This is a genomic window from Streptomyces griseus (assembly GCF_900460065.1).
Taxonomy (GTDB): domain Bacteria; phylum Actinomycetota; class Actinomycetes; order Streptomycetales; family Streptomycetaceae; genus Streptomyces; species Streptomyces griseus.
Genome location: NZ_UAVD01000039.1, coordinates 246,618 through 268,284, shown reverse-complemented (window position 1 = coordinate 268,284; position 21,667 = coordinate 246,618). Strand labels below are relative to the sequence as shown.

At 72.9% G+C, this 21,667-nt stretch carries 20 protein-coding genes and 1 pseudogene; 11 read left to right on the top strand and 10 right to left on the bottom strand.

The genetic code is table 11. The annotated features are described in order from the left end of the window. Positions 1–5 precede the first annotated feature (5 nt). The gene (locus tag DTB53_RS29395) at positions 6–2,282 is read right to left on the bottom strand and encodes an acyl-CoA dehydrogenase family protein (protein WP_012381156.1); all 2,277 of its coding nucleotides are present in this window, start codon (positions 2,280–2,282) and stop codon (positions 6–8) included. A 219-nt stretch (positions 2,283–2,501) separates the two neighbouring features. Between DTB53_RS29395 and DTB53_RS29390 the strand changes: the two genes are divergently transcribed. Beyond that, positions 2,502–4,076 carry an MFS transporter gene (locus tag DTB53_RS29390; RefSeq protein ID WP_012381155.1) on the top strand — a complete coding sequence of 525 codons (1,575 nt, stop codon included), beginning with the start codon at positions 2,502–2,504 and terminating at the stop codon, positions 4,074–4,076. On the opposite strand, the gene pepE is transcribed toward DTB53_RS29390, so the two are convergent. Both pepE and DTB53_RS29380 read right to left on the bottom strand, forming a co-directional pair. Continuing rightward, positions 4,001–4,729, bottom strand: coding sequence for a dipeptidase PepE (pepE, locus tag DTB53_RS29385; RefSeq protein WP_012381154.1), 729 nt, complete (start codon positions 4,727–4,729; stop codon positions 4,001–4,003). The two genes, DTB53_RS29390 and pepE, sit on opposite strands and share 76 nt — an antisense overlap. A 55-nt stretch (positions 4,730–4,784) precedes the next feature. Further along, positions 4,785–5,612 (bottom strand): IclR family transcriptional regulator, encoded by an 828-nt coding sequence (locus DTB53_RS29380; RefSeq protein ID WP_003969470.1) that lies wholly within the window; start codon positions 5,610–5,612, stop codon positions 4,785–4,787. A gap of 146 nt (positions 5,613–5,758) precedes the next feature. Here DTB53_RS29380 and DTB53_RS29375 point away from each other — a divergent pair, with 146 nt between their 5' ends. From DTB53_RS29375 to DTB53_RS29345, 7 genes are all read left to right on the top strand, one after another. Continuing rightward, the gene (locus tag DTB53_RS29375; protein ID WP_012381152.1) at positions 5,759–6,712 is read left to right on the top strand and encodes a DUF1177 domain-containing protein; all 954 of its coding nucleotides are present in this window, start codon (positions 5,759–5,761) and stop codon (positions 6,710–6,712) included. After that, positions 6,712–8,106, top strand: coding sequence for a cytosine permease (locus DTB53_RS29370; RefSeq protein ID WP_003969468.1), 1,395 nt, complete (start codon positions 6,712–6,714; stop codon positions 8,104–8,106). The genes DTB53_RS29375 and DTB53_RS29370 overlap by 1 nt, the downstream gene beginning before the upstream one ends. After that, positions 8,103–9,410 carry a M20/M25/M40 family metallo-hydrolase gene (locus DTB53_RS29365; RefSeq protein WP_012381151.1) on the top strand — a complete coding sequence of 436 codons (1,308 nt, stop codon included), beginning with the start codon at positions 8,103–8,105 and terminating at the stop codon, positions 9,408–9,410. The genes DTB53_RS29370 and DTB53_RS29365 overlap by 4 nt, the downstream gene beginning before the upstream one ends. Positions 9,411–9,620: 210 nt before the next feature. After that, the gene (locus tag DTB53_RS29360; protein WP_202463512.1) at positions 9,621–10,208 is read left to right on the top strand and encodes a class I SAM-dependent methyltransferase; all 588 of its coding nucleotides are present in this window, start codon (positions 9,621–9,623) and stop codon (positions 10,206–10,208) included. Between the two features lie 35 nt (positions 10,209–10,243). Further along, complete coding sequence (locus DTB53_RS29355) at positions 10,244–11,158, top strand: N-acetylmuramoyl-L-alanine amidase (RefSeq protein ID WP_012381149.1); 915 nt, start codon at positions 10,244–10,246, stop codon at positions 11,156–11,158. A 167-nt stretch (positions 11,159–11,325) separates the two neighbouring features. Further along, complete coding sequence (locus DTB53_RS29350; RefSeq protein ID WP_012381148.1) at positions 11,326–12,171, top strand: DUF5336 domain-containing protein; 846 nt, start codon at positions 11,326–11,328, stop codon at positions 12,169–12,171. 120 nt (positions 12,172–12,291) lie between these two features. Then, positions 12,292–13,302 (top strand): LLM class F420-dependent oxidoreductase, encoded by a 1,011-nt coding sequence (locus DTB53_RS29345; RefSeq protein ID WP_012381147.1) that lies wholly within the window; start codon positions 12,292–12,294, stop codon positions 13,300–13,302. A gap of 92 nt (positions 13,303–13,394) precedes the next feature. Here the strand turns inward: DTB53_RS29345 and DTB53_RS29340 are convergent, their stop codons facing one another. Continuing rightward, positions 13,395–14,174, bottom strand: a complete 780-nt coding sequence (locus DTB53_RS29340; RefSeq protein ID WP_003969462.1) for a maleylpyruvate isomerase family mycothiol-dependent enzyme — start codon at positions 14,172–14,174, stop codon at positions 13,395–13,397. Between the two features lie 161 nt (positions 14,175–14,335). Here DTB53_RS29340 and DTB53_RS29335 point away from each other — a divergent pair, with 161 nt between their 5' ends. Together DTB53_RS29335 and DTB53_RS29330 are read left to right on the top strand one after the other, a co-directional pair. After that, positions 14,336–14,794, top strand: a complete 459-nt coding sequence (locus tag DTB53_RS29335; protein ID WP_042497282.1) for a hypothetical protein — start codon at positions 14,336–14,338, stop codon at positions 14,792–14,794. A gap of 249 nt (positions 14,795–15,043) precedes the next feature. Beyond that, positions 15,044–15,337: a hypothetical protein gene (locus DTB53_RS29330; RefSeq protein ID WP_012381145.1), complete on the top strand. Its 294-nt coding sequence runs from the start codon at positions 15,044–15,046 to the stop codon at positions 15,335–15,337. Between the two features lie 23 nt (positions 15,338–15,360). Here DTB53_RS29330 and DTB53_RS29325 read toward each other — a convergent pair. The 3 genes and pseudogenes from DTB53_RS29325 to DTB53_RS29315 all read right to left on the bottom strand — a co-directional run bounded on the left by DTB53_RS29325 (position 15,361) and on the right by DTB53_RS29315 (position 18,545). Beyond that, positions 15,361–16,433, bottom strand: a pseudogene (locus tag DTB53_RS29325) (prenyltransferase/squalene oxidase repeat-containing protein). Then, positions 16,430–17,161 (bottom strand): class I SAM-dependent methyltransferase, encoded by a 732-nt coding sequence (locus DTB53_RS29320; RefSeq protein ID WP_012381144.1) that lies wholly within the window; start codon positions 17,159–17,161, stop codon positions 16,430–16,432. The pseudogene DTB53_RS29325 and the gene DTB53_RS29320 overlap by 4 nt, the downstream one beginning before the upstream one ends. A 70-nt stretch (positions 17,162–17,231) precedes the next feature. Further along, positions 17,232–18,545 carry a glycosyltransferase family 4 protein gene (locus DTB53_RS29315; RefSeq protein WP_012381143.1) on the bottom strand — a complete coding sequence of 438 codons (1,314 nt, stop codon included), beginning with the start codon at positions 18,543–18,545 and terminating at the stop codon, positions 17,232–17,234. Between the two features lie 266 nt (positions 18,546–18,811). Between DTB53_RS29315 and DTB53_RS29310 the strand changes: the two genes are divergently transcribed. Then, positions 18,812–19,423, top strand: coding sequence for a TetR family transcriptional regulator (locus DTB53_RS29310; protein ID WP_030700765.1), 612 nt, complete (start codon positions 18,812–18,814; stop codon positions 19,421–19,423). On the opposite strand, the gene DTB53_RS29305 is transcribed toward DTB53_RS29310, so the two are convergent. The 3 genes from DTB53_RS29305 to DTB53_RS29295 form a co-directional block, all read right to left on the bottom strand. Continuing rightward, on the bottom strand, positions 19,389–20,111 hold the full coding sequence (locus DTB53_RS29305; protein ID WP_012381141.1) for a 4'-phosphopantetheinyl transferase family protein: 723 nt from the start codon (positions 20,109–20,111) through the stop codon (positions 19,389–19,391). The genes DTB53_RS29310 and DTB53_RS29305 overlap by 35 nt on opposite strands. A 10-nt stretch (positions 20,112–20,121) precedes the next feature. Next, on the bottom strand, positions 20,122–20,373 hold the full coding sequence (locus tag DTB53_RS29300; RefSeq protein ID WP_003969454.1) for a hypothetical protein: 252 nt from the start codon (positions 20,371–20,373) through the stop codon (positions 20,122–20,124). A gap of 150 nt (positions 20,374–20,523) precedes the next feature. Beyond that, positions 20,524–21,381, bottom strand: a complete 858-nt coding sequence (locus tag DTB53_RS29295; protein WP_012381140.1) for a class-II aminoacyl-tRNA synthetase family protein — start codon at positions 21,379–21,381, stop codon at positions 20,524–20,526. Between the last annotated feature and the right edge of the window lie 286 nt (positions 21,382–21,667).

Genomic DNA, 21,667 nt, shown 5'->3' with positions numbered 1-21,667 from the left:
TGCGGTCAGTCCCGGGGGAGGCCGAGGATCCGTTCGGCGACGACGTTGAGCTGGATCTGGGTGGTGCCGCCCGCGATGGTCAGGCAGCGGGACATCAGGAAGCCGTGGAGGGCCCGCTCGCCGGCCGCCGGTTCGTCCACCGCGCCGTCGGGGCCGAGGAGTTCGAGGGTGAGTTCGGCGACCTTCTGCTGGTGGAGGGTCTGGACGAGCTTGCGGACCGAGGCCCCGGCGCCCGGTTCCCGGCCGGCGACCTGCTGGAGCGTGCCGCGCAGTCCGACGCAGGCGAGGGCGTGGGCCTCGGCGGCGAGTGCGCCGATCCGGGCGCGGGTCGTGTCGTCGAGCCCGGCGGAGCGGGCGATCAGGGCTTCGAGCCCGCTGTCGAAGGTCATCTGGTCGGCCATGTGGACGCGTTCGTTGCCCAGGGTGTCGCGGGCGACCCGCCAGCCGCCGCCGACCTCGCCGACGACGGCGTCGGCGGGCAGCAGGACGTCGTCGAAGTACACCTCGTTGAAGAGGGCCTCGCCGGTGATCTCCCGGAGCGGGCGGATGTCGACGCCTTCGACGTTCCTCATGTCGACCAGGAAGTAGGTGAGCCCGCGGTGCTTGGGGGCGTCCGGGTCGGTGCGGGCCAGCAGGATGCCGTGGTCGGCGGTGCGGGCGGCGCTCGTCCAGACCTTCTGCCCGGTGATCCGCCACCCCTCGTCGGTCCGTACCGCGCGGGTGCGGAGCGCGGCGAGGTCGGATCCGGCGCCGGGTTCCGAGAACAGCTGGCACCACTGGAGGTCGCCGCGCAGGGTGGCCGGCAGATAGCGCTCCCGCTGTTCGTCGGTGCCGTACGCGAGGAGGGACGGCACCACCCAGGTGGCGATGGAGAGAGCGCTGAGCCGGATGCCCTGGTCCCTGGCCTCCTGCTGGATGGCGAGCTGTCGTACGGGGCCCGCGCCCAGCCCGTACGGGGCGGGGAGGTGCGGGGCCGCGTAGCCGGTGGGGGCGAGGGCCCGCCGGGCGTCGCGGGGCGTCAGGCCCCGGGCGGCGGCGAGGTGGGGGCGGGCCTCGGCACGGTGCCGGGCGGCCTCGGCGGGGAGTTCCAGGGCGAGTTCGCGGCGGGCTCCGGCCTCGGCGAGGCGGGCGGCGCGCAGCCGGTGGGCGTCGGCGGTGCCGAGGAGCTGACGGGCGAGGACGGCCCGGCGCAGCTGGAGGTGGGCGTCGTGCTCCCAGGTGAAGCCGATGCCGCCGAGGATCTGGATGGTGTCCTTGGCGCAGGTGTAGGCGGCCTCGGGCGCGGTGGCGGCGGCGAGCGCGGCGGTGAGCCCGCGCGCCCCGGCGCCCGTGCCGTCGGCTCCCTCGGCGCCCTCCTCGGCGGCGCGGGCGGATTCGTCGGCGGCGCGGGCCGCGTCCCAGGTGAGGGCGCGGGCCTGTTCGATGCGCACGAGCATGTCGGCGCAGAGGTGCTTGACGGCCTGGAACGCCCCGATGGGCCGGCCGAACTGCTCGCGCACGGTGGCGTGTCCGACGGCGGTGTCCAGGCTCCGGGCGGCGGTCCCGCAGGCGTCGGCGGCGAGGAGGACGGCGGCCAGGTCGCGGACGAGCGCGGAGTCCAGGGGCAGCGCCCGGGGTGCCGGTACGTGCACGGTGTCGGCGCGCACCTCGGCGGTGGGCCGGGTCGGGTCGGCGCTGCGGTGCGGGCGCACGGCGAGGCCCTCGGTCCCGGCGTCCACGAGGAACCAGCGCTCGCCGTCGGGGGTGGCGGCGGGCAGCAGGAGCAGGTCGGCCGCCTCGGCGGTCAGGACGGGCGGGGCGGTGCCGTCGAGCCGGTGGCCGCCCTCGGCGGGGGTGGCGGTGAGGGTGCCGGGGGCGAGGGCCAGGGCGGCGGTGCGGTCTCCGGCGGCGAGTTCCCGGAGCGGCCGGGCCTGTTCCCCGGCCCCGGCGGCCACCGCGTGGCGCAGCACGGCCGAGGTGAGCACGGTCGCGAGATACGGTCCGGGCAGCGAGGCGTACGCGGCCTCCTCCAGGACGACGGCGAGGTCGAGGAGGCCGCCGCCGCCTCCTCCGTACGCCTCGGGCAGATGGATCCCGGTGAGCCCCTGGGCGGCGAGCGCCTTCCAGTGGGCGGGGCGTGCGCCGGGGGCGGCGGGGCCGCCCGCGTCGAGGAGTGCGCGCACCTCGCCGGGTGGGGCGGCGCCGGCCAGCCGGCCCCGTACGGAGTGGGCCAGCGCGCGGTGCTCCTCGGTGATTCCGATGCCGGTGCCGGTGCGTATGCCTGTGCCTGGGCCTGTGGCCATGCGTGTCCTCGCCGGTCGGGGCCGTTGGAACGGCGCAAGAGTAGAACACGTTTCAATCTGACGGAAGGTCAGGAGGCTGGTGGATCCGGACCGGAACGCCGGTGGATCCGCACCGGAGCACCGGTGGGTCCGGGCCGGAATAAGGCGCCGCCGAGAAGTGTTCACCATGCACACACTTGGGGGGAGCCCGGGTGATCACGCCACCCGGAGGCCCCACGCATGCGAAGGACGCGACAGATACGGCCCACCGAGGGGCTCTCGCGGCCGGGGAAGGCGCGCTCCGGCCCCGTCGTGTCCGTCCTCGCCTTCGCGGGCATCACCGTCGCGGTCATGCAGACCCTGCTCGTCCCGGTCATCAAGGATCTGCCGGTCCTGCTGGACACCACCCCGGCCAACGCCACCTGGGTGATGACCGCCACCCTGCTCGCGGGCGCCGTCTCGACCCCGATCATGGGGCGGCTCGGCGACCTCCACGGCAAGCGGCGGATGCTGCTCGTCTCGCTCGCCGTGATGGTGGTCGGCTCGCTGATCTGCGCGTCCACCGACGACCTGGTCGTGATGATCACCGGCCGCGCCCTCCAGGGCTTCGCCATGGGCGCGATCCCGCTCGGCATCGGCATCATGCGGGACGAGCTGCCGCGCGAGAGGCTCGGCTCGGCGATGGCCCTGATGAGCTCCTCGATCGGGGTGGGCGGCGGCCTCGCGCTGCCCGCCGCCGCGCTGGTCGCCCAGCACGCGGACTGGCACGCGCTGTTCCTCGGCTCGGCCGGGCTCGGGCTGCTCGCGATGGCGCTCACGTACACGCTGGTCCCCGAGCCGCCGCTGCGCGCGCCCGGCACCTTCGACGTGATCGGCGCGCTCGGGCTCTCGCTCGGCCTGGTGCTGCTCCTGCTGCCGGTCACCAAGGGCGGCGACTGGGGCTGGACCTCGGCCCCGACCCTCGGGCTCCTCGGCGCGGCCGTGGTCGTCCTCGTGCTGTGGGGACTGTTCGAACTGCGCACCCCGGCGCCGCTCGTCGACCTGCGCACCACCGCCCGCCGCGAGGTGCTCCTCACCAACCTCGCCTCGATCATGGTCGGGGTCGCCTTCTACGCGGTCTCCCTGGTCCTGCCGCAACTGCTCCAGCTGCCCACGTCCACCGGCTACGGCCTCGGGCAGTCCATGGTGGTCGCCGGGCTCTGCGTGGCCCCGCTCGGCGTGACGATGATGTTCGTCGCCCCGTTGTACGCCCGGATCTCGGCCCGCCGCGGCCCCAGGACCACGCTGATGCTCGGCATGCTGGTCATCGCGGTCGGTTACGGGGCCGGGCTCGGGCTGCTCTCCGCCGCCTGGCAGACCGTGCTGATCGCGGTGGTGCTCGGCGCCGGGATCGGCCTCGCCTACTCCTCGCTGCCCGCCCTGATCATCGGGGCCGTCGACCCGTCGGAGACCGGCGCGGCCAACGGCCTCAACACCCTGATGCGGTCCATCGGCACCTCCGTGTCGAGCGCCGTCATCGGCATGGTGCTGGCCGACACCTCCGTGACGGCGGGCTCGGTCCGGGTGCCGTCCATGGAGGGCTTCCGGATCTCGTTCCTGATCGCCATGGGGGCGGTGCTGATCGGTCTGGTGCTGGCGGCCTTCCTGCCGTCCCGGCGGCCCTCCGCGCACCCGGTGCTCCTGGCGAGCAGCGCGGGCGACGCGCGGGCCGCCCGGGCGGCCGAGCCCGGTGAGCGCGGTCAGCGCACCGGGGCGTCGAACCGCGGCACCGTCGCGAGCAGCCGGGAGACGTCGGACCCCGGCGCGAGCTCCTGAGGCTCGGCCGCACGGCGGAACAGCCGGGCGGGGCGGGCGCCCTGGACGTGGGCCCGGTCCCCGTCGACGCGGAGCCAGGAGCCCTCGCGCAGCCCGAGCACGGGCACGTCGTTCTCCTCCAGGAACTCGGTGAGCCGCTCCTCGCGGGTCTCGCCCTTGTGGGTGCTGGCCGGGTCCGGGTCCAGGTAGTGCGGGTTGATCTGGAACGGGACCAGGCCCAGCGTCGCGAAGGACGGCGGCTGCACGATGGGCATGTCGTTGGAGGTGCGCAGGGTCGGTGCGGCCATGTTGGTCCCGGCGCTCGCGCCCATGTAGGGCAGCCCGTCCCGTACCGCGTCGCGCACGGCCTCGCGCAGCCCGGTCCGGCAGAGGGCGGCGAGCAGCCGGAAGGAGTTGCCGCCGCCGATGAACACGGCGTCGGAAGCGGCGAGTTCGGCGACCGGATCGGCGTTCTCGTGGACGCCGCGCACGGTGATCCCGGAGGGCTCCAGGGCCTCGCGGACCCGGGTGGTGTACGCGGCGTGATCGGCGAGCGCGTAGGGGACGAAGGCGAGCCGGGCGTTCGCGGGGAGGAACGCGGTGACGGTGTCCAGGGCGTGTTCCAGGTAACCGCAGCCGAACTGGGTGGAGTTGGAGAGGAGAAGCAGATTCACGGGGTTCCTCGGGTGCGTGGGAGGTGCGTCGGGTACGTCGGGCGGATCGGGTCGGTCAGGTGGTGCGGGGCCGGCGGGCGCGGGGCTTCGGCCGCTGCGGCGGGTGGGTGAGGCGCTGTTCCAGCAGCTGGGCCGCGTGGCGCAGGGCGTCGAGCCGGTCCTCGGGCGCCCCCCGGAACCGGTCCTCCCCGCCACCGAGGCTGAGGCTTCCGTACGGCTCGCGGCCCAGGAACACCGGCACGGCGACGGTGGCGATCCCGGTGTCGTACTCGCCGACCGTCCAGGCGTATCCCTGGGCCCGGATCTTGATGAACTCCCGCTCCAGCAGGTCAGGTTCGGTGACGGTGCGGTCGGTGAAGCGCGCCATGGGGCGGCCCCGGAACAGCCGGTGGCGCTGCTCGTCGGGCAGATAGGCGTAGTACGACTTGCTCGTCGCCCCCGCGTGCGCCGGGTAGAGCTCCCCCACCAGCGGGTAGTAGCGCAGCGGTCCGGTCTCGCCCTCCTCGGCGGCCACGCAGCGCATGTGGAAGCTGTCCGGCAGGCAGAACAGGACCGTGTCGCCGGTGGTCCGGCGCAGCTCCTCCAGGACCGGACCGGCCAGCAGCTCCAGCGAGCCCGAGCGCTCCCAGAGCCGGCCGAGCCGCAGCACGGCGGGGCCGATGCGGTAGCGGCGGGTGGCCGGATCGGAGACCAGGAAGCCCCGGCCCGCCAGGGTGGCGAGCAGCCGCTGGGCGGCGGAGGTGTCCCAGCCGAACTCCTCGGCGACCTCGGTGACGCCCCAGTCGGGCCGGGTGCGCTCGAAGGCGAGCAGCACCAGGAGGGCCCGGTCGACGGTTTGCAGCGCCCCGGCGGGCGTCCGCCGGTCCAGATCGAATTCGGCCATCGTCATCTCACCATTCAGACCAGAATTGCAAATAGCGGGAAACAGTTGCGCTCAACGCTATCTGATCCCGAATGTTGCCTCAGCACCCCGCCCCGCGCTCCCCCCGTCGAGCGCCGGGCGGGTGTCAGGATCAGGAGAAAGCCCCCATGTTGAAGTACGTACTGGACATCGTCGAGCTTCTGGACGATCCCCAGGTCAATGGCAAGACGGTCGTCGAGTACCTCGACGCCGCAGCGGGGGCCGAGGGCTCGTCCGCGCAGGTCACCACCGTCACGGGCGAGCAGGGCTCGACGGACTTCGTGCTCGTCCGCATCCCCGGCTCCCGCGGCCGGACGGCGGGCGGCAGCGCCCGCACCCTCGGCGTGGTGGGCCGGCTCGGCGGCCTCGGCGCCCGGCCCGAGGTGACCGGTCTGGTCTCCGACGCCGACGGCGCGGCCTCCGCCATCGCCACGGCGGCCAAGCTGCTCGACATGCGCCGACGCGGCGATGTGCTGCCCGGTGACGTGATCGTCGCCACCCACATCTGCCCCGACGCGCCGACCGAGCCGCACGACCCGGTGCCGTTCATGGGCTCGCCCGTGGACATCGCCACGATGAACCGGCACGAGGTGACCGCCGACATGGAGGCCGTGCTCTCCATCGACACCACCAAGGGCAACCGGATCATCAACCACAAGGGCCTGGCCCTGTCGCCCACCGTCAAGGAGGGCTGGGTGCTCCGGGTCAGCGAGCAGCTCGGCGAGCTGCTGGCCGTGGTGACCGGTGAGCCGTTGGTCACATACCCGGTGACCACCCAGGACATCACGCCGTACGGTAACGGTGCACACCACATCAATTCGATCCTCCAGCCCGCCACCGCGACCGCCGCTCCGGTCGTCGGTCTCGCGGTCACCTCGGCCGCCGCGGTACCGGGCTGCCAGACGGGCGCGAGTCACGAGAGCGACATCGCGTCCGCCGCCCGCTACGCCGTGGAGGTCGCCAAGGCCTTCGGCGCCGGGCACCTGGACTTCCACGACGCCGTGGAGTTCGACAACCTCGTCAACCGCTACGGGTCGCTGGCTCACCTCCAGACCCTCGGCCGCACCCCCCAGGAGTCCTGATGGCATCCGCCCACCGGGCCGACGCCACGGCCCCCGAGGTCAAGAGCATCGGCAGCGACGACTACTCGCTCTCGCGGGTCCCGCGCGACAAGCGCTTCGGCTTCTGGTCCATGCTGCTCCAGTGGCTGGCCCAGTCCGGCTCGATCTCCCAGTTCACCCTGGGCGCCACCATCGGCGTCGGCATGACCTTCGGGGACGCCTTCCTCGCCTTCACGCTCGGCGCGGTGATCCTGGAGATCGTGATCTTCGCGATCGGCCTGGCCGGTATGCGCGAGGGTCTGGCGACCCCGATGCTCACCCGCTGGACGGGCTTCGGCCGCAACGGTTCGGCCCTGGTCAGCTTCGTCATCGCGGTCAGCCTGGTCGGCTGGTTCGGCGTCCAGAACACCATCTTCGGCAACAGCGTCTCGGCGCTCGTGGGCGGACCGTCCTGGATGTGGTGCGTGATCGCGGGCGTCGCCATCACGGGCCTGGTCATCTTCGGCTTCAAGTACATGGCCCTGTTCGCCAAGATCGTCACCCCGCTGTTCTTCGGCATGGTCGCCTGGTCGATCATCTCCACGCTGAAGGACCACTCGATCAGCGAGCTGATGAGCTCGCCGCCGCCCGGCGAGGCGATCCCGCTGGCCGTCGCCGCCACCGCCATCGCGGGCGGCTACATGACCGGCGCCATCGTCTCCCCCGAGATGACCCGCTACAACAAGAAGGGCTCGCACGTCTTCGTGCAGAGCGCCTCCTCGATGATCCTCTCCGAGTACATCGTCGGCATGGTCGGTGTGCTCCTCGGCCACCTGGTGAAGTCGAGCGATGTCTCCCACATCGTGCTCTCCACCTCGGGCGCCTTCGGCGTGATGGTGGTCCTGATGTCCACCGCGAAGATCAACGACTGGAACCTGTACGGCTCCTCGCTCGGCGTCGTCAACTTCTTCCAGGTGGTCTTCCGCAAGCGGCTGCACCGCGGCGTGGTCACCGTCGTCCTCGGCGTCGCCGGCACGCTCCTGTCCGCGGTCGGCATCATGACCCACTTCACGGAGTTCCTCTCGCTGCTGGGCGTGATGATCCCGCCGATCGGCGGCATCATCGTCGCCGAGTACTGGGTCGTGAAGCGGATGCGCAAACCGCTGGACGACACCCGTGCGGCGGAGACCCTCCCGCCGACCTCGCCCACCTGGGTGCCGATGTCCCTGGTCATCTGGGTCGTGGCGTTCTGCGTCGGCAAGTTCTACGACGGCGGCATACCGGCCCTCAACTCGCTGGCCGTCGCCTTCCTGCTGTACTGCGCCCTCGGCCTGCTGGGCTGGGTCAAGCCGTACGGCACCTCCACCCTGGACGACGAGGACGGCAGCAGCCCCGCCCCCGCCGCCCGCGCGACCACTCCGGCAGGAGCAGCATGACCCTCACCCCCGCCTCCGAGCAGGCCCAGACCGAGGTCGTCGACCTCTGCGCCGAACTGATCCGGTTCGACACCTCCAACCCGACCAGCGACGAGCGCGCCGCCGCCGACTGGGTGGTGGACCGCCTCGCCGAGGTGGGCATCGCGTCCGAACTGGTCGAGTCCGCCCCCGGCCGGGCCAGCGTCATCGCCCGGATCGCCGGGTCCGACGCCGCCCGCGGCGCCCTGCTGGTCCACGGCCACCTGGACGTCGTCCCCGCCGACGCCTCCGAGTGGCAGGTCCCGCCGTTCTCCGGCGAGATCCGCGACGGCTACCTCTGGGGCCGGGGCGCGATCGACATGAAGGACACGGTGGCGGTCATGCTCGCCACCGCCCGGCACTTCGCCCGTACCGGCACCCGGCCGTCCCGCGACGTGGTGCTCGCCTTCCTCGCCGACGAGGAGGCGGGCGGGAAGTTCGGCGCCCACTGGCTGGTCGAACACCGTCCCGGCCTCTTCGCCGGGGTCACCGAGGCGATCGGCGAGGGCGGCGGCTTCTCCTTCGCCCTCGACGACACGCGCCGGCTGTACCCGATCGAGAACGCCCAGCGCGGCATGGCCTGGATGGAGCTCACCGCCAACGGCCGGGCCGGCCACGGCTCGTCCCCCAACGACGAGAACGCGGTCACCGACCTCGCCGAGTCCCTCACCCGGATCGGCCGCGAGACCTTCCCGATCCGGCTGATCGAACCGGTCCGCGCCCTGCTGGAGGAGGCCGCCCGGCTCTACGGCGTGGAGTTCGACGAGAACGACGTCGAGGCGAGCCTCGCCCGGCTCGGCCCGGTCGCGGACTTCATGCAGGTGGTGCTCCGCAACTCGGCGAACCCCACCATGTTCAGCGCGGGCTACCAGACCAACGTCATCCCCGGGAAGGCCACCGCCCGCGTCGACGGCCGCTTCCTCCCCGGGCACGAGCAGGAACTGATCGACACGATCGACCGGCTGCTGCTCCCCTCCGTCAGCCGTGAGTGGGTCAACCACGACATCGCGATGGAGACGGCGTTCGACGGTCCGCTGGTCGACGCGATGTGCGAGGCCGTCCGCGCCGAGGACCCGGACGGCCACCCCGTCCCGTACTGCAACCCGGGCGGCACCGATGCCAAGGCCTTCACCCACCTGGGCATCCGCTGCTTCGGCTTCAAGGGCCTGAAGCTCCCGCACGACCTGGACTACGGCCGCCTCTTCCACGGCGTGGACGAGCGCGTCCCGCTGGAGGGACTGCGCTTCGGCGTCCGCGTCATGACCCGACTCTGGCAGAGCTGCTGACCCGGACGCACGGCTCTGCCGGGGGCCCGCCCCGACCCGGGCTCACCCCGCGTACGCCCCCGCCGATCCCTTCGGCGGGGGCGTACGGCACGATGGGGCGCCGTCGTGCACTCACCCCGCCCCACCTGGAGGAACCCCGTGACCGCCGCCGCGTCCGCCGCCTCGCCCGAGCCGGAGGTCCTCGCCGCGTTCGAGGCCGCCAAGGGCTTCATGCCGGTCCACGAGGGCCTGGCCCTGTACGCCGCCGCCACCGGGGCCGCCACGCTCGGGCTGCCGCTGCTGGAGGTCGGCACGTACTGCGGGCGGTCCACCCTCCTGCTCGCGGACGCCGCGCGGTCGGCGGGGGTGGCCGCGCTCACCGTCGACCACCACCGGGGCAGCGAGGAGCAGCAGCCCGGCTGGGAGTACCACGACCCGAGCGTGGTCGACCCGGAGGTCGGGCTGATGGACACCCTGCCGACGTTCCGCCGCACCCTGCGCCGGGCGGGCCTGGAGGACCACGTGGTGGCGCTCGTCGGGCGCTCCCCGCAGGTCGCCGCCGTGTGGGCCGGTCCGCTCGGACTCGTCTTCATCGACGGCGGGCACACCGACGAGCACGCGAACGCCGACTACGAGGGCTGGGCCCCGCACATCGCCGAGGGCGGGCTGCTGGTGATCCACGACGTGTTCCCCGATCCGGCCGACGGCGGGCAGGCCCCTTACCGGGTTCACCTCCGGGCGCTGGCCTCCGGGGCGTTCACCGAGGTGTCGGTGACGGACTCGCTGCGCGTGCTGCGCCGCACGGGCGGCGGTATCTGAGCCGTTCACGGGAGACGGGTGGGTAGCATCGCCGCGTGCCGTACGACGACAGCCCTCCCCCCACCCGCCGCGCCCGGCCCCTGACCGTGGCCGCCGCGCTGGCCGCCGTGTCCCTGACCGCCGCCGGATGCGGCGGCGGTCCGCAGTCCGACGGGGCCGGCGGGGCCCCGCCCCGGCCCGGCGCGGACACCGGCTCCCCGACGGCTCCGGCCGGGGAGCGGCCGGAGCCGTCCAAAACCGCCTCCGCCTCCGATTCCGCGGAGCCGCTGCCGCAGGGCCCGCTGACCGGGCGGACCGTGGTGATCGACCCGGGGCACAACCCGCGCAACCGCGATCACACCCGGGAGATCAACGAGAAGGTCGACATCGGCACCGGCCGCAAGGAGTGCGACACGACCGGCACGTCCACCGACGACGGCTACCCGGAGGCCCGCTTCACCCTCGACGTCTCCCACCGGCTGCGCACCCTGCTGGAGGCCGAGGGCGCCCGGGTCCGGCTGACCCACGACGGGGAGCGGCCGTTCGGGCCGTGCATCGACGAGCGGGCCCGGATCGGCAACGAGGCGAAGGCCGACGCGGTGGTCTCGGTGCACGCCGACGGGTCGGCCGTGGGCAACCGGGGCTTCCACGTGATCCTGCCCGCCGAGGTGAAGGGCGGCGGGGCCGACACCTCGAAGATCGTGCGGAGTTCGGCCGATCTCGGCGCGCGGATCGCCGGACACTTCGTCCGTACGACCGGAAGCCAGCCTTCCAATTACATCGGCGGAAAAACGGGTCTGGACACGCGTAATGATCTCGGCGGACTGAATCTGTCGACCGTGCCCAAAGTGTTCGTGGAATGCGGCAATATGCGTGACCCGAAGGACGCGGCCCTGCTCACCAGCGCGAGTTGGCGGCAGAAGGCGGCCCAGGGCATGGCCGACGGCATTAGCAGCTACCTGAAGGGGTAGTTCTGCGGTGATATTGGGGGGATAACCGCTCATGATTCGGGCACGGGCACAACCCGCCCGGTCAGACGATAGATTCATCCGTACGATGGGGAGCCGCTTCCGAGCCATGAGCCGCACCGGCGGCAGCGACGACCGCCCCGACGAGACGACCGACTAAGGACCTTCACGTGAATATCCGATCCCTCACTCGAGGCGACGGCGTGGTGATCGGAGCAGCGGTCGTGCTGTTCATCGCCTCTTTCCTCGACTTCTCCAGCTACGACTGCCCGCAGGGCGTCGACTGCTCCCGGTTCGACAGCCCGAACGCCTGGGACTCGCTCGGACTCCTGATGAGCGTCTTCCTCGCCGGAGTCATCGGCGCGGCGCTGCTGATCGTCAGCCGTGCGATGCCCGGCCGCAAGGTCGTCGGCCTCGATCTCGGCCAGTTCGGTGCGGCGCTCACCGTCTTCGCGCTGTGGACCGCCTTCTGGACGATCCTCGACGTCAGCAACGCCGGCGCGGGCCTGATCCTCGGCCTGCTGGCCACCATCGTGCTCGTCGCGGGGGCCGTCGCCGGTCCGATGATCCCCGCGCTCAAGGCCCCGCTCGTCAGCCCGTCCTCCCCGGCGCAGGGCGTGGGAACCGGGCAGACCCCGTACGGCGCGGGCCCCAGCCAGGGCTACGGCTTCCCGGCCGGCCAGCAGCAGCAGCAGCAGCCGTACGGTGGTCAGCAGAGCCAGGGGTACGGCTACCCCGCTCAGCAGCAGGGCCGGCCCGCGCAGGGCGACCCGGCGCAGACGCAGCAGCCCGCGCAGGGCGGCGCGGCCCCCGCGGGCGACTTCACCCCGTTCTGGTTCGCCGTTCCGGTGGCCCGCCCGCTGTACGGTGAGGACGGTTCGCCGAACCCGATCGCCGAACTGGCGCCGGGCACCTGGTACCTCGCGGTGGAGCAGCGCCGCCAGAGCCTCATCGCCCAGACGCAGGACGGCCGTCGCGGCGTCCTCCAGGACACCACGGGCATCCAGCGCGGCTGACCCCGCACCCCGCGGCACACCTCGCGGCCCCTCGCCCTTCCGGGCGGGGGGCCGTTGTCGTACAGTCCAACCCGGTCACCTCTGTCTGACACTTCGTCAGCTACGGCTGGAGGGAACGGAATGCGGCTCGGACTCGCGCTCGGATACTGGGGCCGCGGCCCGGACCCCGGCCAGCTCCCCCTGGTCCAGGAGGCCGAGCGGCTCGGCTACGACTCGGTGTGGACGGCGGAGGCCTGGGGGTCGGACGCCTTCACCCCGCTGACCTGGATCGCCGCCCACACCTCCCGGATCCGGCTGGGCACCGGCATCGCGCAGATGGCGGCCCGCACCCCCACCGCGACGGCCATGCACGCGCTGACCCTGGACCACCTCTCCGGCGGCCGGATGCTGCTCGGGCTCGGCCTGTCCGGGCCGCAGGTGGTCGAGGGGTGGTACGGGCGGCCGTTCCCCGTCAGCCCGCTGACCGCGACCCGCGAGTACGTCGAGGTGATCCGGCAGGTACTGGCGCGGCGGGCTCCGGTGGAACTGGCGGGCCGCTTCCACTCCCACCCGTACACCGGCCCGGACGCCACCGGGCTCGGCAAGCCGCTGAAGCCGATCACACATCCGCTGCGGGCCTCGCTCCCCGTCCTGCTGGGCGCGGAGGGCCCGAAGAACATCGCGCAGACGGTGGAGATCGCGGACGGCTGGCTGCCGCTGTACTGGTCGCCGCTGCGCGAGGACGTCTACGGGGCCTCGCTCGCCGGACTCCGGGACGGCTTCATGATCGCGCCCATGGCCCGCGCGCACGTCTGCGACGACGTGGCCGAGGGACTGTGGCCGGTGAAGGCGATGCTCGGCTTCTACATCGGCGGGATGGGGCACGCGGCCCGCAACTTCCACGCCGACCTGATGGCCCGCATGGGGTTCGAGGAGGAGGCCCGGCGGATCCAGGAGCTGTTCCTCCAGGGCCGCAAGGAGGAGGCGGTGCGGGCGGTGCCCGACGCGTTCGCCGACGAGATCTCCCTGGTCGGGCCGCGCGCCCGCATCGCCGAGCGGCTGGAACTGTGGCGCGCGGGCCCGGTGACGGATCTGCTGGTCACCGCCCCGGACCCGCACACGCTACGGGTCCTGGCGGAGCTCAACTCCTAGGCCCTGTCGTCGAACCGCCGCCTGCCCCGCGGGGCCGCCCTCCGGGCGACGACGGCAGTTCGACGCCAGGACCTGTTACGGGCTTACGGGGCTCAGCCGAACGACGACCGCGCCAGCCAGAAGTCCAGCAGCGCGGCGTCACCGAGCACCTCGACCCGGGGGCTCGTCGGCTCCAGCCGCCGGTTGAAGACCAGCATCAGATCGGTGAGCGGCGCGCGCAGCGCGACCGTGGCCTTGCCGTGCGCGTGCCGCCAGGTGAAGCGCTCCTCGCCGAACTCGATCAGCCACTCCGCGCCGGGCACATCGGTGGCGTGCAGGTGCAACGAGCGTCCTCCGCCGCGCAGTTCGGCCGCCTCGGGATCGCCGTCGTCCTGGGAGAAGGAGACGATGCGCAGCCATTCCTCGATGGTGTCGGCGGCCACGTCGGCGTCGACCGTGTACGGGACACCCGCGGCGAGCGCCGCGTCCGCCCGGTGCACCGCCACCTCGTGCGTGATGCGCCGCGCCCAGAAGGCGGCACGCCGCTCCCACGCCCAGGACCACACTTCGGCGTCCGGCCCCGCCTCCCGCAGCGCGGCGACGGTGTCCGCGGCCCCCTCGGCGAGCCAGGCGTCCAGCGCGGCCGGTCCGTCGCCGTCCGGGCCTTCGAAGCCGGGCACCGTCTCCTCGGGGACCTCCTCGGCGGCGCGGGTGCGGACGATCTCGCCGACCCAGCGGTGCGCGCCGCCGACGTGCACGGCCAGCTCCCGCAGGGTCCAGTCGGGGCAGGTGGGGACGGTCGCGGTGAGGTCGGCGCCGGTCAGCACCGCGCGCAGGGCGTCGTTCTGGGTCAGGATCTCGTCGCAGTAACGGTCGTGGGAAAGAGGGATCATGCCGCGCACCCTAACCGGCGGGACCCGGGTCGATCACCCCTGATGGCGCAGGTCGACCGGGAGTCGACGGGCCCGCCGGTCGGCGGAGCGAGAATGAGGGCGGGACTCTTCCCCCGCCCATGTGCCGAAACCATCGCGAAGAACGGATACGTGACCCACCGATGAGGTTCTCCCCCGACGACGTGGTCTGCCGCGTCCTGCTGAACCTGGGCCGGGTGCGCACCGCCGAGGAGGCGCTGCGCGCCTGGCTGCCGCTGGTCTCCGAACTCCGCCCTGTCTCGGCGGCGTTCGAGGCGGCGGATCCGGACGGGCTGCGCCGGGGTTATCTCGCCGATCTCCTCGTGGTCCTCCCGCCCGCGGAGGGCGGAACCCGGGAGGACGGGACCGCGCGCGACCGGCTGCTCGCCCCGGTCGGCGCGCTCGCCCGACGACTCGGCCTGGACCCGGCGGAGTTCGCGATCGACGAGGACGGCGGCGGCGGCGGGGTGCTGAACGCGAAGGACGAGCACGACGACTCGCCCCACGGCGCGTATCTGGTCCTCGCCCTGACCGGCGCGGACCCCCTCTCCCCCGAGGGCGGGGAGGGGGACCACGACGGCACGGGCGACGACCTCCGCTGAACCGGCGGGCAGGGGTGCCCGCGGGGTGGGGCGACGGCCCTGGACAGCAGCGGGTCGCCCTCGGCGTTCTCCGCGGCGTCCTGACCGGGCGGACCGACTCGACCGGGCCGACCGGGCCGACCGTCCGGGCTTGTCACAGCGTGTGACCCGCGTCGGCGCTCCCGCTCGGCCTCGCCCGGACCCCCACCGGTCGCCACCCGGTGCGAGCCTCACGGGTTTCACCCTGCGTAAAGCGGCAACCAGAGTTCCATGTCTCCCAGAACCCGTTCAGGAAGCAGTTCAGCGGCTCGTGTCATAGCCGTCGTGGCCGACATTCTGGCCTTCATCATCATCCTCTGGATCCTGATGTACCTGCTGGACGCCAACCGCGGCAACGATTTCGTGCAGTGGGTGCACGACGCGGCCCGCTGGCTGGCGGGCTGGTCGTACGACCTGTTCACGTTCGACAAGGCGTGGGCGAACGTCGTCACCGGCTACGGCCTCGCGGCCGTGGTCTATCTGTTCATCGGGCACGCGGTGGCGGGCCGGCTCCGCCGGGGCTGAACAGGGCCCGCACCAGGGCGTGTTCAGCGGCAGCAGTCCGGCTCCAGGCCGACCGGCAGCCGCTCGCCCCCGAAGACCGCGGTGGTCGCCTCGTCCCCCCGAGCGCGGCCACCGCGAGCAGCAGGGAGCCCGCCGTCCAGGTGGTGAGCTCCTCGGGCCAGAAGGCCCGGTTGCCCTCGAAGACGTAACCCGTCCAGTACAGCCCGCCCTCGGTGCGCAGGTGCTGGACGGACTGGAGGATCTCCAGGGCCCGGTCCGACTCGCCCGTCACCCAGAGGGCCAGGGCGAGTTCGCAGCTCTCGCCCCCGGTCACCCAGGGGTTGGGCAGGACGCAGCGCACCCCGAGGCCGGGGACGACGAAACGGTCCCAGCCCTCCTGGATGCGGGCGGTGGCCTCGGCCCCGGTCACGGCGCCGCCGAGGACGGGGTAGTACCAGTCCATCGAGTAGCGGTTCTTGTCGAGGAAGCGCTCGGGGTGGCTGCGGATCGCGTGGGCGAGCGCCCCGGTCGCCAACTCCCAGTCGGGCTGGGGCTCCTCGCGCCGCTCGGCGATGGCCAGCGCGCAGCGCAGCGCCTGGTGGATCGAGGAGGAGCCGGTCAGCAGCGCGTCGTTGACGGGTGTGCCGTCCGGCTCCCGCTTCCAGCCGATCTGCCCGCCGGGCTGCTGGAGCCCGAGGACGAACTCGACGGCCGCGAAGACGGTGGGCCACATCCGGTCGACGAACGCGTCGTCACCGGTGGCGAGGTAGTGGTGCCAGACGCCGACGGCCACGTACGCGCAGAAGTTGCTCTCCAGGCTCCGGTCGGTCGGCTGCTGCGGATCGCCGTCGTGGTAGGCGGCGTACCAGGAGCCGTCGGCGTTCTGGTTGCGCGCGAGCCAGTCGTAGGCGCGGGCCGCCGCCTCGTGTTCGCCGGCCGCGTCCAGGGCCATCGCCGCCTCGGTGTGGTCCCAGGGGTCGAGGTGGTGGCCCCGGAACCAGGGCAGCGCCCCGTCCTCCCGCTGTACGGCGGCGATCGCGGCGACCGTCTCGGTGGCCTCGGCCGCCGTCAGGACGCCCGGCAGAACGAGGTGCTCGGTCTGTTCGGGAGTGCTCACGCCTCGGCCTTCGGAAGGTGCGGCTTGGTGGCGTAGGCGACGAAGCTCTTGCCGACGACCGGGTTGAGGAGCTGTTCCGCGACCCGGGTGGCGAGGGGCTTCTTCATGATGTCCCAGACCAGCAGCTTGTGGTACGCCCGCACCGGCAGCGCCTTGTCGTTGTCCACGCCGAAGGCGCACTTGAGCCACCAGTACGGCGAGTGCAGGGCGTGGGCGTGGTGGGTGCCGTACGGCTTGAGTCCGGCCTCGCGGATCCGGGCGAGGAGCTGGTCGGCCTTGTAGATGCGGATGTGGCCGCCCTCGACCTCGTGGTAGGCGTCGGAGAGGGTCCAGCAGACCTTCTCGGGGCCGTAGCGCGGGACGGTGATCGCTATCCGGCCGCCCGGCCTGAGCACCCGGACCATCTCGGCGAGGACGCCCTTGTCGTCCGGGATGTGCTCCATGACCTCGGAGATGATCACGACGTCGAAGGAGTCGTCGGGGAACGGCAGGTTGAGGGCGTCGCCCTCCATCGCGGTGGCGGTGGCGCCCTCGGGGGCCTCGCCGGCCTCCTTCATCGCGGCGAACCACTTGGCGACCTCGCGGATCTCCTCGGCGTTCCGGTCGAGCGCGACGACCCGCGCTCCGCGCCGGTAGCACTCGAAGGCGTGCCGGCCGGCACCGCAGCCCAGGTCGAGCACTCGGTCGCCGGCGGCGAGCGGGAAGCGGGTGAAGTCGACGGTCAGCACGGGGGCCTGCCTTCGAGGTCGGAGGTACGGGTGGTGACGAGCGGGTCCGCGGTCGCCCGGGGGCGCGCGGTCACCTGCGGGCTCCGCGGGCGATGATCGCCTGACGGTACAGCTCGGCCGTTCCGGCCGCCGCCCGGGCCCAGGTGAAGTTGGCCAGCACCCGCTCGCGGCCGGCCGCGCCGAGCCGGGCGCGCAGCTCCGGGTCGGCCAGCAGCCGGGCCAGCGCCCCGGCCAATGCGTCCGGGTCGCCGGGCGCCACCGCGAGGCAGGTCTCCCCGTCGCGGCCGGAGACCTCGGGGATCGCGCCGCCGGTGGTCGCGACCAGGGGGGTGCCGGTGGCCATGGCCTCGGCGGCGGGCAGCGAGAACCCCTCGTACAGCGAGGGCACGCAGGAGACCTGGGCGCCGCGCACGAGGTCGACCAGCTCGGCGTCGCTGATGCCCTTGACGAACTCGACGGCGTCCGCGAGCCCGTGCCGCTCGATCGCGCGGGCGACCGGCCCGTCCTCGGCGCGCTTGCCGACCACGACGAGGTGGGCGGCGGGGTTCTCGGTGCGGAGCTTGGCGAGCGCGTCGACGAGGTGGACGAGGCCCTTGAGCGGGACGTCGGCGCTGGAGGTGGTGACGATGCGGCCCGGGACCTCGGGCACGGAGGGGTCGGGCGACCACAGGTCGGTGTCGGCGCCGATGTGGACGACGCTGATCCGGTCCTCGCGTACGCCGAGGTCCTCGACGATCTCGTCGCGGGAGGAGCCGGAGACGGTGAGGACGGTGTCCAGCTTGCGGGCGACCCGCTTCTGCATCCGGGTGAAGGCGTACCAGCGGCGCACGGAGGCGCGTCGGCGGCGGGTGGCGGCGGCTTCCAGGTCGAGTCTGCGGTCCACGGTGATGGGGTGGTGGATCGTCGTGACCAGCGGGGCCCCGAGGTCGCCGAGGAGCCCGTAGCCGAGGGTCTGGTTGTCGTGGACCACGTCGAACTCGCCGCGGCGGGCCAGCAGGTGGCGGCGGGCGCGCAGGCTGAAGGTGAGCGGTTCGGGGAAGCCGCCGGTCCACATGGTGGCGACCTCGGCCAGGTCGATCCAGTCCCGGTACTCGCCGCGCTTCGGGGTGCGGAAGGGGTCGGGCTGGCGGTAGAGGTCGAGGCTGGGCAGTTCGGTGAGCGGGACGCCCTCGTCGAGCACCGGGTAGGGCTGTGCTCCGATGACCTCGACGCTGTGGCCGAGGCGGGCGAGCTCGCGCCCGAGGTGGCGGACGTACACGCCCTGGCCGCCGCAGAACGGATTGCCCTTGTAGGTGAGGAGTGCGATGCGCAACGGCCGGTCGCCGGTCCCGGTGGAGCTGCCGTCGCCCGTGCGGGGGCCTGTCTCTATGGCCTCAGCGGTCACACTCGGCCCCCTTCTGACTGCGTGTTCGCCGGAGCGTAACCGGTCGCGCTAATCTAGAACAAGTTTCAGACTTGCTGGAACAAGTTGCCTACTTGATCGTCAGACGTGCATCGAATCTACCGGCAGGTAGCGTCGGCGCGAGGGCCGGATCAGGTGATTCGCGCCACGACGGACGCCCTGGCATGCTGTGCGCGCCCGGCCGCGCCGCTTCGTCCGTCCGGGTGCGGGATCAAGCCATGGATCACGGATCGTGGATCGGGGACAGCATGACCGCGGACGCCAGACCGGCAGCGCCTCCGCTGACCGAGCGCCAGGAGGCCCGTCGCCGCCGCATCCTGCACGCCAGCGCCCAGCTGGCCAGCCGGGGCGGGTTCGAGGCGGTGCAGATGCGGGAGGTGGCCGAGGCCGCCGGGGTCGCCCTGGGCACCCTCTACCGCTACTTTCCGTCCAAGATCCATCTGCTGGTCGCGACCATGCAGGACCAGCTCCAGCACATGCACACGACCCTCCGCAAGCGCCCGCCGGCGGGCGAGGACGCGGCCCAGCGGGTGGCCGAGACGCTGATGCGCGCCTTCCGTGCCCTCCAGCGCGAACCGCACCTCGCGGACGCCATGGTCCGCGCCCTCACCTTCGCGGACCGCAGCGTGAGCCCCGAGGTGGACACCGTCTCCCGGCTGACCACGGCGATCATCCTGGACGCGATGGGGCTGGAGCACCCGACCCCGGAGCAGCTCTCCGCGGTCCGGGTCATCGAGCACACCTGGCACTCGGCGCTGATCACCTGGCTGTCGGGCCGGGCCTCGATCGCCCAGGTGAAGATCGACATCGAGACGGTCTGCCGGCTCATCGACCTGACGGCGGAGCCGGGCCGGGGCTGAGGGGCCGCCCGGGGAGGCCGTCGGCGTACGCGAGGGCCACCACGGCCGCACGGCGGTGGTCCGTCCACTCGGTCAGCCTGGTCTCGCCGGGCCCGGGCCCGCCCTCCGCCCCGGCCGCGAACCCGGCCTTGAACAGCGCCTCCCGGCGGACCCACAACCGCAGCAGCGCCGGGCCGGGGTCCGGCGCGGCGCAGGCGGCGTCCACCGCGTCCGGCGGCAGCAGCCGGCGCAACACGGGCGGCGGGCCCGGGCGGCGTGTCAGGGGTTCCACGTCGACACCGACCGGGCCCGGCCCGACCGCCGCCGCGACGAGGCCGTCGGCGTGGCTGAGACTCGCGCCCAGCGCGGGGTGGTCCGGGAGGTACGGCCGGCCGTGCCCGTCCCGCCCGCATCCGGGGCAGCGCTGGGCCGGCGCCACCGCGTCCGGCGGCAGCCCGGTGGCCCGGGAGGCGCACAGCCGCAGCAGCAGACGGGCCGCCACCACGTCGTCGCGCCGGCCCGGCACCCGGATCCCCGCGAGCCGCCGCCGCTCCCACGGGGCGAGCAGGCGCTCGTCGAGCTCCGGATGCGCCAGCACCTCCGCGGTGGTGGCCACCAGGGCGAAGACGCCGGCGTCCGCCGGAATCACGCCGTCCGAGCCCGGTGCACGGGACGGCGGGAGGTCGGGGACCGCCGGAGGAGGGGTCACCCGGCCGGGCTCACCCGGCGGGCGCCTCCGCCAGGTCGCCGGAGGCGAGGAAGCGCTCCTCGACGCGGGCGAGGGTGCGGAAGTCGTCGATGGTGACCTCCTGCAGATCGATGCTGTCGCCGGAGATCTCCTCCAGGAGGTCGATGAACTCCAGGAAGTCCATCGAGTCGATGAGACGGGCCTCGATGAGGTCCTCGTCCACGCCGATCGGACCGTCGAGGCCGGGGTTCTTCTCGTTGAGCCACGCTACGACACGTTCCATGGGAGAAAGCGCTCCTCTTGCTTCTGTTCGGGTGACGGGCGGGACGGAGAGCGGCCGGGCCGAAGGAAAGCCGGGGTGGGCCGCGGCCGGCCCGGAGACCGGAGAACCGCCGGGACCGAAGGCGGGTGGCAGCCGGGGCCGGAGGCGGTATCAGGTACCGGCCGAGCGGAGCCGTTCCAGGGCCTGCTCGGCGGTGCCGTGCGCGAGGATCATCGCGTGCACCCAGCGCTCCATGCCGAAGGCGACGCAGGAGCTGTACGCGGGACCGTGCGAGCCGGCCCGGATGCCCAGCCGCTCGCCGAAGAAGTTGCGGTGCCGGTTGACGGAGGCGATGGCCGTGCCGTCGGGGGCGCTGTACTCGAACTTCACCGGGTCCAACGCCATCAGACGGGCGCGCGAACCCCCGTTGTCGTAGAACGGGTCGTCGGCCGCCGCCCGGGTCAGGTCGAGGCCGAGCCGTCCGGCCACCTCCTGGACGAACTCCCCGCCACGTTCCTGGTGTTCGGTGGCCCCGTCCTTGGTTCCGAGGTAGACCACCTCGCGCATGTGGAACCCCCACAGGCGGCGCAGGCCGTCGTAGTGGGTCTCGTTGCGGAAGCAGCGGCCGGCCGCGGAGAGCCGCAGCCCGTCCTCGCCGACGTCCTCGCCCTCCAGGGAGAGCAGCAGCCCGTAGCAGGTCGCGGACGGCAGCACATGGCCGGTCGGGTGCAACGGCAGGTCCTGGGGCGAGCCACCGGAGGCCAGGCCGTCGAGCGCTTCCGGGCCGAACCGCCCCGCGGAGACGCCGAGATGGGGGAAGTTCCGGAAGAAGTCGAGCCGCGCCAGCCCCTCGACGGACAGCAGGGGCGGACCCACCACCTCGGGGGCGGCGAGCCGCGCGGCGAGGCCGGACAGCAGGTCGTCCAGGCCCCGCAGCAGTGCGGTGCGGACCGGGTCCAGCGTGATCAGCCCGGCTCCGGGACTCCTCAGCGTGATACCCGGCAGGGCCGTGATGCTGGATGTGTTCATGAAACGCGTCCTTCTCGGTGTGGGCCGGCAATCGGGACACCCCTCGGGCGTACGGACCACATCGCCGTGGCGTCGGCGGCCCCGAACAGGTCCGTGACCGACCGGAGTACGGGCAGAAGTACGGGTGACATCCCGTCACGAACCCGACCGCGCCCTTGGACATTAGGCCTGTCGCTCACCTGTTGTCTAGACCAAAAATACCGAACGGCAGGTATCGATTCCGTGGCCGCCCGGTACCGGACGGCATCCCATATCCCCATATGTGGGCGGCACTTGACAGCCCGGG